10 protein-coding genes and 1 pseudogene are annotated in these 14,303 nt (G+C 74.6%); 9 read left to right on the top strand and 2 right to left on the bottom strand.

Annotation, left to right across the window (positions count from 1 at the left end):
- Positions 1-81 precede the first annotated feature (81 nt).
- The 4 genes from SCA03_RS24795 to SCA03_RS24780 all read left to right on the top strand — a co-directional run bounded on the left by SCA03_RS24795 (position 82) and on the right by SCA03_RS24780 (position 6,361).
- Positions 82-924, top strand: a complete 843-nt coding sequence (locus SCA03_RS24795) for a response regulator transcription factor (RefSeq protein WP_141275662.1) — start codon at positions 82-84, stop codon at positions 922-924.
- Positions 925-998: 74 nt separating this feature from the next.
- Positions 999-2,504 (top strand): sensor histidine kinase, encoded by a 1,506-nt coding sequence (locus SCA03_RS24790; protein ID WP_230988899.1) that lies wholly within the window; start codon positions 999-1,001, stop codon positions 2,502-2,504.
- Between the two features lie 249 nt (positions 2,505-2,753).
- On the top strand, positions 2,754-4,178 hold the full coding sequence (locus tag SCA03_RS24785) for a dolichyl-phosphate beta-glucosyltransferase (RefSeq protein ID WP_078875333.1): 1,425 nt from the start codon (positions 2,754-2,756) through the stop codon (positions 4,176-4,178).
- Entirely contained in the window at positions 4,175-6,361 is a 2,187-nt protein-coding gene (locus SCA03_RS24780; RefSeq protein ID WP_141275661.1) for a glycosyltransferase family 39 protein, read from the top strand. The genes SCA03_RS24785 and SCA03_RS24780 overlap by 4 nt, the downstream gene beginning before the upstream one ends.
- A gap of 75 nt (positions 6,362-6,436) precedes the next feature.
- On the opposite strand, the gene SCA03_RS24775 is transcribed toward SCA03_RS24780, so the two are convergent.
- The gene (locus SCA03_RS24775) at positions 6,437-7,819 is read right to left on the bottom strand and encodes an MFS transporter (RefSeq protein WP_212767407.1); all 1,383 of its coding nucleotides are present in this window, start codon (positions 7,817-7,819) and stop codon (positions 6,437-6,439) included.
- Positions 7,820-8,184: 365 nt separating this feature from the next.
- Between SCA03_RS24775 and SCA03_RS24770 the strand changes: the two genes are divergently transcribed.
- The 5 genes from SCA03_RS24770 (at position 8,185) to SCA03_RS24750 (ending at position 14,098) form a co-directional block, all read left to right on the top strand.
- Complete coding sequence (locus SCA03_RS24770) at positions 8,185-8,832, top strand: TetR/AcrR family transcriptional regulator (RefSeq protein WP_030885708.1); 648 nt, start codon at positions 8,185-8,187, stop codon at positions 8,830-8,832.
- Positions 8,833-8,886: 54 nt separating this feature from the next.
- Positions 8,887-10,839 carry a flavin-containing monooxygenase gene (locus SCA03_RS24765; protein WP_086816627.1) on the top strand — a complete coding sequence of 651 codons (1,953 nt, stop codon included), beginning with the start codon at positions 8,887-8,889 and terminating at the stop codon, positions 10,837-10,839.
- Positions 10,836-12,557, top strand: a complete 1,722-nt coding sequence (locus SCA03_RS24760) for an NHL repeat-containing protein (RefSeq protein WP_230988896.1) — start codon at positions 10,836-10,838, stop codon at positions 12,555-12,557. Before SCA03_RS24765 ends, SCA03_RS24760 begins: the two co-directional genes overlap by 4 nt.
- Positions 12,554-13,324 (top strand): SDR family NAD(P)-dependent oxidoreductase, encoded by a 771-nt coding sequence (locus SCA03_RS24755; protein WP_030885719.1) that lies wholly within the window; start codon positions 12,554-12,556, stop codon positions 13,322-13,324. Before SCA03_RS24760 ends, SCA03_RS24755 begins: the two co-directional genes overlap by 4 nt.
- Positions 13,325-13,468: 144 nt before the next feature.
- Complete coding sequence (locus SCA03_RS24750; RefSeq protein ID WP_030885722.1) at positions 13,469-14,098, top strand: class I SAM-dependent methyltransferase; 630 nt, start codon at positions 13,469-13,471, stop codon at positions 14,096-14,098.
- Between the two features lie 46 nt (positions 14,099-14,144).
- Here the strand turns inward: SCA03_RS24750 and SCA03_RS36440 are convergent.
- A pseudogene (locus SCA03_RS36440) lies at positions 14,145-14,303 on the bottom strand (IS5/IS1182 family transposase); the annotation flags it as partial.

Below are 14,303 nucleotides of genomic sequence, written 5' to 3'. Positions count from 1 at the left end.
GGGCCCGCCGGGCCGGCGGCTCTCAGCGGATTCTCAGCCACCGCACAGGGTGCTCTCAGTCTCCGGAGCGAACCTTGGAGCATGTCCGAGTCCGCGGTACCGCCCTCCGGGCCCGCTCCGTCTCCCCGCCCAGCACCGTTTCCGGCGTCCCCGACGTCCCCGGCGTTCCCGGCCCCGCCCCCGTCCTGCGACAACACTCCCGCCGCGGGGGCGAATCCGGACCTGCGCCGGCCGGACGGGTCCCCGGTACGGGTGCTCGTCGTCGACGACGAGCCGGCGCTGGCGGACCTGCTGGCGATGGCGCTGCGGTACGAGGGCTGGGAGGTGCGGACGGCCGGGGACGGGGCGGGCGCGGTGCGGTGCGCGGGCCGGTGGCGGCCGGACGCCGTGGTACTCGACGTCATGCTGCCGGACGTCGACGGGCTCGGTGTACTGGCCCGGCTGCGGCGGGAGTCGCCCGGGCTGCCCGTGCTGTTCCTCACCTCGCGGGACGCCGTCGAGGACAGGGTCGCCGGGCTGACCGCCGGGGGCGACGACTATGTGACCAAGCCGTTCAGCCTGGAGGAGGTCGTCGCCCGGCTGCGTGGGCTGCTGCGCCGCGCCGGCGCCGCCGCGGTCCGTGACGCGTCGCTCCTGGTGGTCGGCGATCTCGTGCTGGACGAGGACAGCCACGAGGTTCGCCGCGGTGACGAGGAGATACGGCTGACGGCCACGGAATTCGAGCTGCTGCGCTTCCTGATGCGCAATCCACGGCGGGTGCTCAGCAAGGCGCAGATCCTCGACCGGGTCTGGTCCTACGACTTCGGCGGCCAGGCCAACATCGTCGAGCTGTACATCTCGTATCTACGCCGCAAGATCGACGCCGGGCGGACGCCGATGATCCACACCCGGCGCGGCGCCGGCTATCTGCTCAAGCCTGCCTGACAGCGGTGTCCGCTCCCGTGCCCCCGTCCTCCTCCGCGCGGTTCCGCGCGGCGGCCACCGCACGGCTCGGTGCCGTGCTCCGCGCCCCGGCCGCCGTGCCGCGCTCGCTGCGCGGCCGGCTGGTGCTCGCCTCGGTGGCGCTGACCGCGGTGGTGGCCGCCGTCATCAGCGCGGTCACCGCGGTGGCCCTCCACTCGCATCTCCAGCGGCAGTTGGACAGGCAGCTCGCCGACGTGGCGCACCGGGCCGCAGGCCCGCCCGGCGCGGGACCGCCGCCGGGCGATCCGCTCGGCTTCCTCACCCGCGGCGGCCAGCCCGTCGGCACGGTCGGTGCCGTCGCGGACGAGGGCTCGGGCGAGGCCGGCGAGGCGGCCGTCAGCGTCCAGCGCCGACACGGGGCCGGGCCGGGCGGCGTCACCGCGCGGCGCCTGTCCCGGGAGCAGTCCTCGGCGCTGACCGGGGTGGCGCACGACGGCCGCCCGCACACCGTGGAACTGCCCGGCCTGGGCGACCACCGGGTCGAGGCGGTGTCCGTGGACGGCGGCCCCGTCCTGCTCGTGGGGCTGCCGACGAGCCCGGTCACCGGCACCGTCGACACCCTCGTCGTCGTCGAGCTGTGCGTCTCCGCGACCGGAGTGGTCGCCGCCGGGCTCGCCGCGGCCGGCTCGGTGCGGCTCGCGCTGCGTCCGCTGCGGCGGATGGCACGGACGGCCACCCGGGTCGCCGAACTGCCGCTGCACCACGGCGAGGTGCGCCTCAGCGAGCGGGTCCCCGCCGCCGACACCGATCCGCGTACCGAGACCGGCCAGGTCGGCGCCGCCCTCAACCGCATGCTGGGGCACGTCGGTTCGGCGCTGACCGCCCGCCACGAGAGCGAGACGCGGGTGCGGCGGTTCGTCGCCGACGCGGGGCACGAGCTGCGCACCCCGCTCGCTTCGGTGCGCGGCTACGCGGAGCTGACCCGGCGCGGGCGCGAGGAGATCGGCCCGGACACCCGGTACGCGCTCAGCCGTATCGAGTCGGAGTCGGCGCGGATGTCGGAGCTGGTCGAGGATCTGCTCCTGCTCGCCCGGCTGGACACGGGACGCCCCGTCCAGCGCACCACCGTCGACCTGGTACAGCTCGTCGTCGACGCCGTCAGCGACGCACGCGCCGCCGGGCCGGGGCACCGCTGGCGGCTGGCGCTGCCGACGGCGCCGGCAGTGGTGTGCGGCGCGCCGGACCGGCTCCACCAAGTGCTCGTCAATCTGCTGGCGAACGCCCGGACGCACACGCCCCGGGGGACCACCGTCACCGCCCGGGTGCACTCACCGGACGCGGCCGGAGCGGTGCGGATCGAGGTGTCGGACGACGGGCCGGGTATCCCGCCCGCGTTCCTGCCGCACGTGTTCGAACGGTTCGCGCGCGGTGACGCGTCCCGCTCCCGCGCCCACGGCAGCACCGGGCTGGGACTGGCCATCGTGCGGGCCGTCGTCGGCGCGCACGGCGGTACCGTGACCGTCGCCTCCCGGCCGGGCAGCACGGTCTTCACCGTCACCCTGCCGACCGCCGCCCCGGGCCCCCCGGCCGGCCTCGTCTGACCCCGGCCGCCTCCGCACCGGGACGAGCAAGCACTCCCTGCCCGCACATCCGCCCTGCCCGAGGACCGCTCCCGCCGAACGGTTCCGCACAGGCCCCGCCGTTCCCGTGCCACGCGAGGGCACCGGCAGCATGCCGCTCGCACGCACGGGACGGCGCCCCGGCCGAGGAACCGCCTCGCGCGGTGGATTCACAGCGGGCGCACAGCGCAGGCACATCGGTCGGACAGCGCGGGACGCAACGGTGCGGGCATGCCCATCGAGACGACCGGCGGCGGAGCACTGCCGCCCGACCCTGCGGCCTTCCTGCCGGCACGCCGGCATCTGCCCGCCGCGCGCCCCGGTGCCCACACCGGGACCGTCCTCGACGTGGTCGTGCCCGTCCACAACGAGGAGGCCGGGCTGGAGCCCTGCGTCCGCCGACTGCACTCCTTCCTCCGCGGAGCCTTTCCCTACGGTTTCCGCATCACCGTCGCGGACAACGCCAGCACCGACCGCACCCCGCGGATCGCCGGCCGGCTGGCCCGCGAGTACGCCGAGGTGGAGGCCGTACGGCTGGAACAGAAGGGCCGCGGCCGGGCGCTGCGCCAGGTGTGGGGCGGCTCCTCGGCGCCGGTGCGCGCCTATATGGACGTCGACCTGTCCACGGACCTCAACGCCCTCCTCCCGTTGGTCGCGCCGCTCATCTCCGGCCACTCCGACCTGGCCGTCGGCACCCGGCTGGCGGCCGGGGCGCGGGTGGTGCGCGGTGCGAAGCGGGAATTCCTCTCCCGCTCCTACAATCTGCTGCTGCGCCGTTCGCTCGCGGCCCGGTTCAGCGACGCGCAGTGCGGCTTCAAGGCGGTGCGGGGCGAGGTCGCCGACCGACTGCTGCCTCTCGTCGAGGACACCGGCTGGTTCTTCGACACCGAGCTGCTGGTGCTCGCCGAGCGGGCGGGGCTGCGCATCCACGAGGTGCCCGTCGACTGGGTGGACGATCCGGACAGCCGGGTCGACATCCTGCGGACGGCCGTCGACGACCTCAAGGGCATCTGGCGGCTCGGCCGCGCACTGGCGGTCGGCGCCCTGCCGCTGAACGCGCTGCGCCGCCCCTCGGGGGACGATCCGCGTGAGCGGCGGCTCGCGGGCGTGCCCCGTGAACTGCCGTGGCGGCTGGCGGGGTTCTGTCTGGTCGGCGCCTTCAGCACCCTGCTGTATCTGGGGCTGTACGCGCTGCTGCGGCAAGTGGCCGCCGCCCAGCTCGCCAACGGGCTGGCGCTGCTGCTGTCGGCGCTCGCCAACACGGCGGCGAACCGGCGGCTCACCTTCGGTGTCTCCGGCCGCGCGCACGCCGTGCGCCACCAGGCGCAGGGCCTGCTGGTGTTCGGTGTCGGCCTGCTGCTCACCAGCGGCTCGCTGGCGGCGCTCGCCGCCGCCGACCCGCACGCCTCACCCGGCGCCGAACTGTCCGTGCTCGTCGTCGCCAACCTGGCCGCGACGGTGCTGCGCTTCCTCCTCTTCCGCGCCTGGGTCTTCCCCGAGCCGGACGGGGGCCCGCGAGAGGCGGACGGCCCCGCAACGGCTGCGGCGGCCGACACCCCCGGCTCGGGACCCGGCCCCGTGACCCGCCGGCCCCACCTCCCGGGTGGGGGCGCCACCGGCAACTCGTCCGACACGACAGGGAGTTCACCGTCATGACCGTCCTCTCCGGCCGGGCCGCGACTGCCTCGTCCCACCCGTTCCGTGAAGGGACCGGGCTCCGTGCGCGGGACCGACTGCGTGCGCGCCGGGCCGGACGGCCCCGCTGGGAGCGGCCGGCGTTCTGGGCGCTGCTCGCCGTCACCGCGGGGCTGTACCTGTGGCACCTGGGTGCCTCCGGCTACGCCAACTCCTTCTACTCGGCGGCCGCGCAGGCCGGCGGGGCAGACGGGAAGGCGTTCCTGTTCGGCTCGCTGGACGCGGGCAACGCCATCACCGTCGACAAGCCGCCGGCCGCGCTGTGGCCGATGGCCCTGTCGGTGCGGCTCTTCGGGCTGGGGCACTGGCAGATCCTGGTGCCGCAGGCCCTGATGGGCGTGGCCTCGGTCGGTGTGCTGTTCGGTGCCGTGCGCCGCCGCACCGGCCCGGTGGCGGGCCTGCTCGCCGGAGCGCTGCTGGCGCTCACCCCGGTCGCCGCGCTGATGTTCCGGTTCAACAACCCGGACGCGCTGCTGTGTCTGCTGCTGGTGTGCGCGCTGTACTTCCTGGAGCGGGCGCTGGAGGACGCCCGGGCCCGGTGGCTCGTCCTCGCGGGCGCCTGTTTCGGTTGTGCCTTTCTGGTCAAGACGCTCCAGGCGTGGCTGATCCTGCCGGTCGCCGCGCTGGTGTATCTGGCGTGCGGGCCGGGCCGGATGGCGCGCCGGGTGGGTGGGCTGCTCCTCGGCGGCCTGGCCGCCCTGGTGACGGCGGGCTGGTGGGTGGCGCTCGTCGAGCTGTGGCCCGCCTCGTCCCGCCCGTACATCGGCGGTTCGCAGACGAACAGCTTTCTCGAACTGACTTTGGGCTACAACGGGTTGGGCCGGATCACCGGCGACGAGACGGGCAGCGTCGGCGGTGGCGGCGGGCCGGGCGGCGGTGGCGGCTGGGGGGACACGGGCCTCACCCGGCTGTTCGGGGCGGAGACGGGCGGGCAGATCTCCTGGCTGCTGCCGGCGGCCCTGCTGCTGCTCGTCGCCGGTCTCGTGCTGACCCGCGGGGCGCCGCGCACGGACCCGCAGCGCGGCTCGCTGCTGCTGTGGGGCGGCTCGTTGCTGCTCACCGGCGGGGTCTTCAGCTTCATGTCCGGGATCTTCCACGCCTACTACACGGTCGCGCTGGCGCCGTACGTGGCGGCCGTGACGGCCATGGGCGGTGTGCTGCTGTGGCGCTCCCGCGACCGGGCCCGCTGGTGCCTGCCCGTCCTCGCGGTGGCCGTCGCCGGGACGGCGGCGTGGGCGGCCGTGCTGCTGGCCCGTTCGCCGGAGTGGCTGCCGTGGCTGCGCCGGGCGGTGGTGGTGGCGGGCGTCCTCGCCGCGTGCGGGCTGCTGCTGTCGGGGTGGCGGTCGCGGCGGCTGCCCCGGTGGTTCGGCGCGGGTGCCGTGCTGACCGGGCTGCTGACGGCGGTGGCCGGACCGGTGGCGTACACGCTCGACACGGTGGGCACACCGAAGAGCGGCTCGATCGTCTCGGCGGGCCCGGCCGTCGGCGGCGGCCCCGGCGGCGGGCCGGCCGCACCGCCCGGCGGCGGCCCCGGCACCCGGCAGGGCCGGGCCGCCGAAGGCCACCGGGCCACCGGCCCGGGTGCCCCCGTCGGCCCGCAGACACCCGGTACGCGACAGGGCCTGCCGGCGCGGGGCGGGCCGTCCCCGGACGGAACCCCGCGAGGCCGGCCCCAGCAGGGCCGCGCGCCCCGGGGCGCAGGCGTGCCGCCCGGCGGCTCAGGCGGCGGTGAGGCGCGGCGCGGGCCCGACGGCGCGGGCGGCGGCATGCGCGGCCTGCTCAACGGCACCGAGGTCTCCGCACGGGCCACGGCGCTGCTGCGGCGGGACGCCGCGCGCTACACCTGGGCGGCGGCGACGGTCGGTTCGCAGAACGCGGCGAGCCATCAACTGGCCACGGGAGAGCCGGTGATGGCCGTCGGCGGCTTCAACGGCAGCGATCCGTCGCCGACACCGGCACAGTTCCGGCGGTACGTCGCCCAGGGCCGGATCCACTACTTCCTGGCCGGCGGCGGGGCCGGCGGTCCCGGCGGGAACCGGGGCACGGCAGCGGAGATCACCACCTGGGTCGAGCGGCACTTCACACCGGTGCGGGCGGGGGACGCCACGTTCTACGACCTGACGAAGCCGAAGTCCTCGTCCTGACCCGGCCGTCCGGCACCGGGGCGGGGCCCGGGCCGGAGCCGGGTCCGGGAGGCCGGTCCCCGGCCGCCCGCGCGTTCACCCCCGCGCCGGTGCCGCCTCCCGTTCCGTCTCCCGGCCCGTCCCCGGCCCCTCCCCGCCGGCCGCCTCGCGTGCGGCGGGGATGAGGGCGGCCGTCGCCGTGGCGACGAGGGCGATGCCGCAGCCGAGCAGGAGTCCGGCGCGGAAGCCGTTCTCGGAGGTGAGGGTGTGGCCGCCGAGGGTGGTGGTCATCTGGGCGAGGACGACGCCGACCACGGCGGCGCCGACGGAGGTGCCGAGGGCGCGCATGAGGGTGTTGAAGCCGTTGGCCGCCGCGGTCTCGGACAGCGGTACGGAGCCCATGATGAGGGCGGGCATGGCGCCGTAGGCGAGGCCCACCCCGCCGTTGATGACCATGACGGCGAGCATGATGCCGGGCGCGGAGCCCATCAGGACGAGGGTGAGGCCGTAGCCCAGCGCGATGACCAACGTGCCGGAGATCAGGGTGAACTTGGGGCCGCGTGCGTTGGTGAGCTTTCCGCCGAGCGGCGAGACGAGCATCATCACGATGCCGCCGGGCGCCATCCACAGCCCGGCGGCGAGGATCGTCTGGCCCAGCCCGTAGCCGGTGGCCTCGGGGAACTGGAGCAGCTGCGGCAGCACGAGCATCGCGGCGTACATGCCGAATCCGGTGAAGACGGAGGCGGCGTTGGTCAGCAGGACGCGGGGCCGGGCGGCGGTGCGCAGGTCGACGAGCGGGTCGGTGACGCGCACCTCCCACCGGCCCCAGGCCAGCAGGATCAGCACGGCGGCGGCGAACAGTCCGAGCGTGGTGCCGGAGGCCCAGCCCCAGTCGCCGCCCTTGGAGACGGCGAGCAGCAGGCACACCAGTCCGGCGCCGAGCCCGGCGGCGCCCAGCAGGTCGAAGCGCTGTCCCTGCGCGGAGGCGGGCACGCGCGGCACGGTGATCCACATCAGGACGGCGATGACGGCGGCCAGGACGGCCGAACCCCAGAAGAGGGCACGCCAGTCGGCGTACTGGACGACGGCGGCGGACAGCGGCAGCCCGAGCCCGCCGCCGATGCCCATGGAGGCGCTGACGAGCGCGATGGAGGAGCTGAGCCGCTCGGCGGGCACGACGTCGCGCAGCAGGGCGATGCCCAGCGGGACCATGCCCATGCCGATGCCCTGGAGCCCACGGCCGATGATCATCGGTACGACGCCGGAGGAGAGCGCGCACAGCACCGAGCCGACGATCAGCGGGACGGAACAGGCCAGCAGCATCCGCCGTTTGCCGAGCATGTCGCCGAGCCGTCCGGTGACGGGGACGCAGACGGCGGAGACGAGCAGGGTGACGGTGACGACCCAGGTCGCATTGGCGGGTCCGGTGTGCAGGATCTGCGGCAGCCTCGGCAGGAGCGGCGTGACCAGCGTCTGCATGACGGCCGCCGTGGTTCCGGCGAGCGCCAGAACGGCGACCACGCCGCCGCCACGGGACCCGCCGCCGGCGCGGGACTCTCCTCGCGAATCGTTCACAACGCAGCTCTCCTCGACGCTCAACGCGGCCTCGCGGACCGGGGGTTGGTGGGAAGACGGGGAAGGGTGCCCGGCGCGGGCGCCCGGGGAACGGGCACCGGGGGCGACCCAGGTGGTTGCTCGCGGCAACAGTAATTCAGTCGATTGACTTAGGCCAGTTCGGGGAGGTTGACTGACCCGGCACGCCATCACCGACAGCGGATCCGCACCGGGAGGACGTGAGTGACCGACGTACCGCACCGCACCGCCGAAACCACGGTGAGCAGCGCATGAGCACCGCAGCGGGAAGCACCCGCCCGGACCGCGCCGCCGAGACGCGGCAGGTCATCATGGCCGCCGCCGAGCGGCTGTTCGCCGAGCACGGGCTGTCCGCCGTCTCCAGCCGGCAGATCGCCGAGGCGGCGGGACAGCGCAATGTCACCGCCGTCAGCTACCACTTCGGCAGCAGGCCGGGGCTGGTGCGGGCGCTCATGGCCCGGCACGGCGAGCAGGTCGACGTGTTGCGCGAACGCCATCTGCGCACGGCCGCGGGGAGCACCGACGTCCGCGACTGGGTGGACTGCCTGGTGCGGCCCACCTCCGAACACCTCGCGGCGCTCGGCACACCCTCCTGGCACGCGCGGTGCGCCGCACAGGTCATGACCGACCCCACCCTGCGGGTCCTCGTCATCGACGAGGCGCTCACCCGGCCGCCGCTGACGCGCACCCTGGAAGGGCTGCACCGCTGCCTCGCACACCTGCCCTCCCAAGTCCTCGCCGAACGCGGGGACATGGCACGTCAACTGATCGTCCACACCTGCGCGGAGCGCGAACGGGCCCTCGCCGAGGGCACCGCACCACCGCACACCTCCTGGGAGCGCACGGCAGGCTCCCTCACCGACGCGCTCGTCGGCCTGTTCACCGCGCCCGTCAGCTGAGCACTCCGCCCCGGCCCCCGGCCGCCCCCTCGGAGAAAGGCACAAGGCACCCGTATGCCCACCAGCTCCAGCCCCAGCCCCAGCTCCCCCGCACGCTCCGGCACCGGCTCCGACTCCGGTACGGCATCGAGGAATTCCCCGCCCGGCGGCGCCGAGCAGCTCGGCTTCGACATCGAGGAGGTACGCGCCCGCTACCGCGCCGAACGCGACCGCCGTATCCGCCCCGAGGGCAGAAAGCAGTACCGGCGCGCCGAGGGCGAGTTCGGCTACTACGCCGAAGATCCGTACGCGGAGGGCGAGTTCGCCCGTGAGCCGCTGGAGGACCGCGTCGAGGCGCTGATCGTCGGCGGCGGGTTCGGCGGGCTGCTGGCCGGGGCGCGGCTGCGGCAGGCCGGTCTGGCGTCGATCCGGGTCGTCGAGAAGGGCTCGGACTTCGGCGGCACCTGGTACTGGAACCGGTACCCCGGCATCCACTGCGACGTCGAGTCGTACGTCTACATGCCGCTGCTCGAAGAGGTCGGCTACATCCCCCGCTGGAAATACGCGCCCGGCGAGGAGATCCGCGAGCACGCCCGGGCCATCGGCCGCACCTTCGGCCTGTACCGGGACGCCTGCTTCCGTACGTCGGTGACCGGTCTGCGCTGGGACGACGACGCGGCGGAATGGCTCGTGAGCACCGACAGGGGCGACCGGATACGCGCCCGCTGGGTGATCACCGCGAGCGGCACGCTCAGCGAGGCCAAGCTGCCCGGCATCCCCGGCATCCAGACGTTCCGGGGCCACACCTTCCACACCAGCCGCTGGGACTACGCGTACACCGGCGGGGACGCCGACGGGAACCTGCACCGGCTGGCCGACAAGCGCGTCGCCGTGATCGGCACCGGCGCCACCGCCATCCAGTGCGTGCCGCACCTCGGCGAACACGCCGCGCACCTCTACGTGTTCCAGCGCACCCCCTCCTCCGTCGACGTACGGAACAACCGCCCCACGGACCCGGAGTGGGCGGCCTCGCTCTCCCCCGGCTGGCAGCGCCGCCGCCGGGACAACTTCCTCACGCTGTCCACCGGGGGCCGCGCCGAGGTCGACCTCGTCGACGACGGGTGGACGCACACCGCGCGGCTCCTGGAGAAGCTGATCCCCACCGACAGCTACCAGGACGTGACGCCCGAGGAGCGCGAACGGGCCTACGAGGCGGCCGACTTCCAGAAGATGCACGAGATCCGCGAGCGCGTCTCCCGGGTCGTCGAGGACCCGGAGACCGCCGAGCTGCTCATGCCCTGGTACCGCTACATGTGCAAGCGGCCCACCTTCAGCGACTTCTACCTCCAGACCTTCAACCGGCCGAACGTCACCCTCGTCGACACCGTCGACAGCCACGGCGTCGAGGAGATCACCGAGAACGCGGTCGTCGTCGGGGGACGGTCCTACGAGGTCGACTGCATCATCTTCGCCACGGGGTTCGACGTCGGCGTCACGGGCATCCTCTCCGGCCGGCTGCCCGTCCACGGCCGGGGTGGCCGCTCGCTCACCGACACCTGGCGCGAGGACGGACCGCGCACCCTGCACGGCTTCTACAGCCACGGCTTCCCCAACCTCTTCCAGCTCGGCCCGCTCCAGAACGCCTCGTCGTTCAACTACGTCCACATCCTGGACGAACAGGCCACGCACGTCGCCTCGGTGATCGACGCGGCACGGCAGCGGGACGCCGCCCGGGTGGAGCCCACCGCCGAGGCCGAGTCGGCCTGGGTCGCGCACATCCGCGAGAACGCCGTCGACCTGCACGCCTTCCAGGCCGAATGCACCCCCGGCTACTACAACAACGAGGGCATGCCCAGCGAACGGCGGGAGTCCTTCGCCGACGGCCCGGTCGCCTTCCACCGGCTGCTGCGCGACTGGCGCGAAGGCGGCGGCCTCGCGGAGGTCCTCCCCGACGGCGCCGCGGCCGACGACACGGCCGCCGCCTCCTCGGCCGCCCCCGCCACGCACACCCGGGAGGCGCGCCCGTGACGAGCCGGCACAGCCGCTACGGCGGGACGCCCGCTGCCCCGGCCACCGGCGACCGCTGGTCGGCCACCCGCCTCAACTCCCCCAATCCGCTGTGGGGTTCGAACGGCGTCGCCTTCGGTCCCGACGGGCGGCTGTACATCGCCCAGTTCCTCGCCGGCCGGATCAGCGCCGTCGATCCGGCGGACGGCGATCTGGAGGTCGTCGTCCCCATGGACGGCCCGGTCCGCTCCCCCGACGACCTGGCGTTCGGCGCCGACGGCTCGATGTACATCGCCGACCTGGTGCCCGGCAAGGTGTGGCGGCGCGACCCGCGGGGCGTCTACAGCGTGGTCTCCGACGAGGTACGGGTGCCCAACGGCATCACCTGCGTCGGCGACCGGCTCTTCGTCAACGAGATGCGGCCCGGCGGCCGGCTGCTGGAGCTGTTCCCCGACGGCGGCGAGCCCGTCGTCCTCACCGAGGGCCTCGCCCTGGGCAACGCCATGCAGCGCGGACCCGACGGATACCTGTACTACCCGCACATGGTCACCGGCCAGGTCTGGCGCATCCCGCCGGACGGCGGCACACCCGAACTGGTCGCCGAGGACGTGCACGAGCCGGTCGCGGTCCGCTTCGACCAAGGCGGCGTCCTGCATGTGCTCTCCCGCGGCGTCGCCGGCCTCGTCACCCGCATCGACCTGCACGGCACCGGCTCCCGCTCCCTGGTCACCAGCGGCATCACCGGGCTGGACAACGCCGCGTTCGACGCCGAGAACCGCATGTTCGTCTCCAGCTACGCCAGCGGCGGCATCAACGAACTGCGCCCCGACGGCAGCACCCGCACGCTGGTGCCGCGCGGCCTCACCGGCCCCTTCGGGGTGACCGTCGACCTCAAGGGCACGGTGTACGCCGCCGACCACTACCGGCTCTCCCGCCCCGCGCCCGACGCGCCGGCCGGCGTCGCCACCGACGCCCTGATGCCCTTCGCGCACGGCATCGCCGCCGACAGCACGGGGCTGCTGCACCTCACCTCCCAGTACGGCGACGTACGCACCCACGACCCCGCCGCCGGCACCACCCGCACCCGTGCCTCCGGCCTGAGCCGTCCCACCGGCATCGACATCGCCCCGGACGGCACGCTCGTCGTCGCCGAGACCGACGCGGGACGCCTCCTGGCCATCGACGGGGACGACACCGTCACCGTCCTCGCCGACGGCCTCACCCGGCCCGTGGACGTCACCCACGACACCGAGGGCCACTGCTATGTGAGCGACGCGTCCCTCGGCGCCGTCCTGCGCGTCGAGCCCGCCGACGGAGGCGCAGGGGAGGACTCCGGACAGGGCCGTACCGCCCGGGTCACCGTGCTGGCCGACGGGCTCGACGCCCCGCACGGTGTGGCCGTCCACGGCACGGAACTGTTCACCGTGGAGTCCGGCGCGGGCCGGCTGTGTGCCGTCTCGCTCACCACCGGACGGTGCCGCACCGAGGCCGAGGGGCTGGCCACCGGCGCACCCCCGGGCACCGCCGTACGCCCCGAACCCGCCCTGTTCACCCACGGCATGCCGGGCCTCCCCCGCTCCTTCGCCGGCCTCGCCGCGGCGCCGGACGGCTCGCTCCTCGTCTCCGCCGACGGCGAGGGCACCGTCCTGCGGCTGACCCCGGCCGCCCCGCACCCCGACGCCGCGCAGGAACCGCACGACCCGCACACCCCGCAGGCCCCCGAGGAGCAGACGCCATGACGACGCCCACCGGACTCGCCGGCCGCAGCGTCCTGCTCACCGGAGCCGCCTCCGGCATCGGCCGGGCCGCGGCCCTCCGCTTCGCCCGCGAGGGCGCGCGGCTGCTCCTCGCCGACCTGGACGCGGACGGCACCGCGACGACCGTCGAGCAGATCACCGCCGACGGGGGCGAGGCGGCGGCCGTCATCGGCGACCTCGGCGACCAGCGGACCGTCGACGAAGCCGTCGCACGGGCCGTCGAACTCCACGGCGGACTGGACGTGTTGGTGAACAACGCCGGTGTGATGGACCGGATGTCCGCGCTCGGCGAGACCGACGACGCCGAGTGGGAGAAGGTGCTGGGCACCAACCTCACCGCGCCGTTCCGGCTCACCCGCGCCGCCCTGCCGCACATGCTCGCGGCCGGCCGCGGAGCGATCGTCTTCACCGCCTCCGAGGCGGCCCTGCGCGGATCCTCCGCCGGGGCCGCCTACACGGCCGCGAAGCACGGCATCGTCGGCCTGACCCGGAACCTCGCCGTGATGTACCGCAAGCAGGGCATCCGCACCAACGCCATAGCCCCCGGCCCGACCGCCACCGGCATCCGGGTCGACGCCGCGCCCGAGGCACACGGCCCCGGCGTGGTCGGCCCCCTCACCGGCGCCACCATGGGCCGCCTCGGCACGGCCGACGAACAGGCCGCCGCCCTCGTCTTCCTCGCCTCGGACGCCGCGAGCTTCGTCAACGGCGCGATCCTGCCGGTGGACGACGCCTGGTCGGCGGTCTGAGCCCGGGCCTCGGCCGCCCCGGTCCCGTCCTGTTCCGTCTCCTCCCGCCCCGGTCCCGTCCGGTTCCGCCCGGCCCCCGCACCCGCGCCCGCACGCGGGGGCCGAACGGGCCGCGGCCCTTCCCAGGTGCTAGCTTCCCCTCCCGTGACGGAGCACCAGGACGAGACCAGGGCGGGCTACGACGGAGTCGTCGAGCTGTACGCCTCGCTGTTCGCGGACCGGATGGAGACCCAGCCGTTCGCACGGAACATGATCGCCACCTTCGCCGAACTGGTGCGCGCCACAGGGAATGTGCGCACGGCCGACCTCGGCTGCGGGCCGGGCCACCTCACGGCCCTGCTGCACGAGTTCGGCCTGGACGCCTTCGGACTCGACCTCTCCCCGGGCATGGTCGACCACGCCCGACGGGCCCACCCGGCACTGCGGTTCGACGAGGCACGGATGGAGTCCCTGCCCGTCGAGGACGGCGCACTCGGCGGCGTACTGGCCCACTACTCGATGATCCACACCCCGCCCGCCGAGGTCCCCGCGCTCCTCGCCGAACAGGTACGCGTCCTCGCGCCGGGCGGTCTGCTCCTCGCCTCCTTCTTCGGCACGGAGGCCCCCGAGCCCGTCCCCTTCGACCACAAGGTGGCCCCCGCCTACGCCTGGCCCCCCGACCGCTTCGCCGCCCTCCTCACCGAGGCGGGCCTCACCGTCGTCTCCCGTCTGCTCTACGACCCCGCCTCCGAACGGGGCTTCCTGGACACCCACTTGGTGGCCCGGCGCGACTAGGGGCTGTTGGGGGTTGGGATCTTGTGGTTGAGGTGAGGAGTTTCCGCCACATGATCGATCCGCGGAGGTGGAGTCCGGCCTCGTAGCTCTCGGGTGCCTTGTCGTAGCGGGTGGCCAGGCCGCGCCAGGTCTTGATCTTCTGGAAGCAGCGCTCGATGGTGTTGCGTTGCTTGTAGCGCTCGGGGTCGTAGGTGACCGCCCGCCC

The organism is Streptomyces cacaoi (genome assembly GCF_006539165.1).
In the GTDB taxonomy this organism is placed as follows: Bacteria; Actinomycetota; Actinomycetes; order Streptomycetales; family Streptomycetaceae; genus Streptomyces; species Streptomyces cacaoi.
The sequence above is the reverse complement of the archived record's forward strand: the minus strand, read 5'-3'. Positions and strand labels throughout refer to the sequence as shown.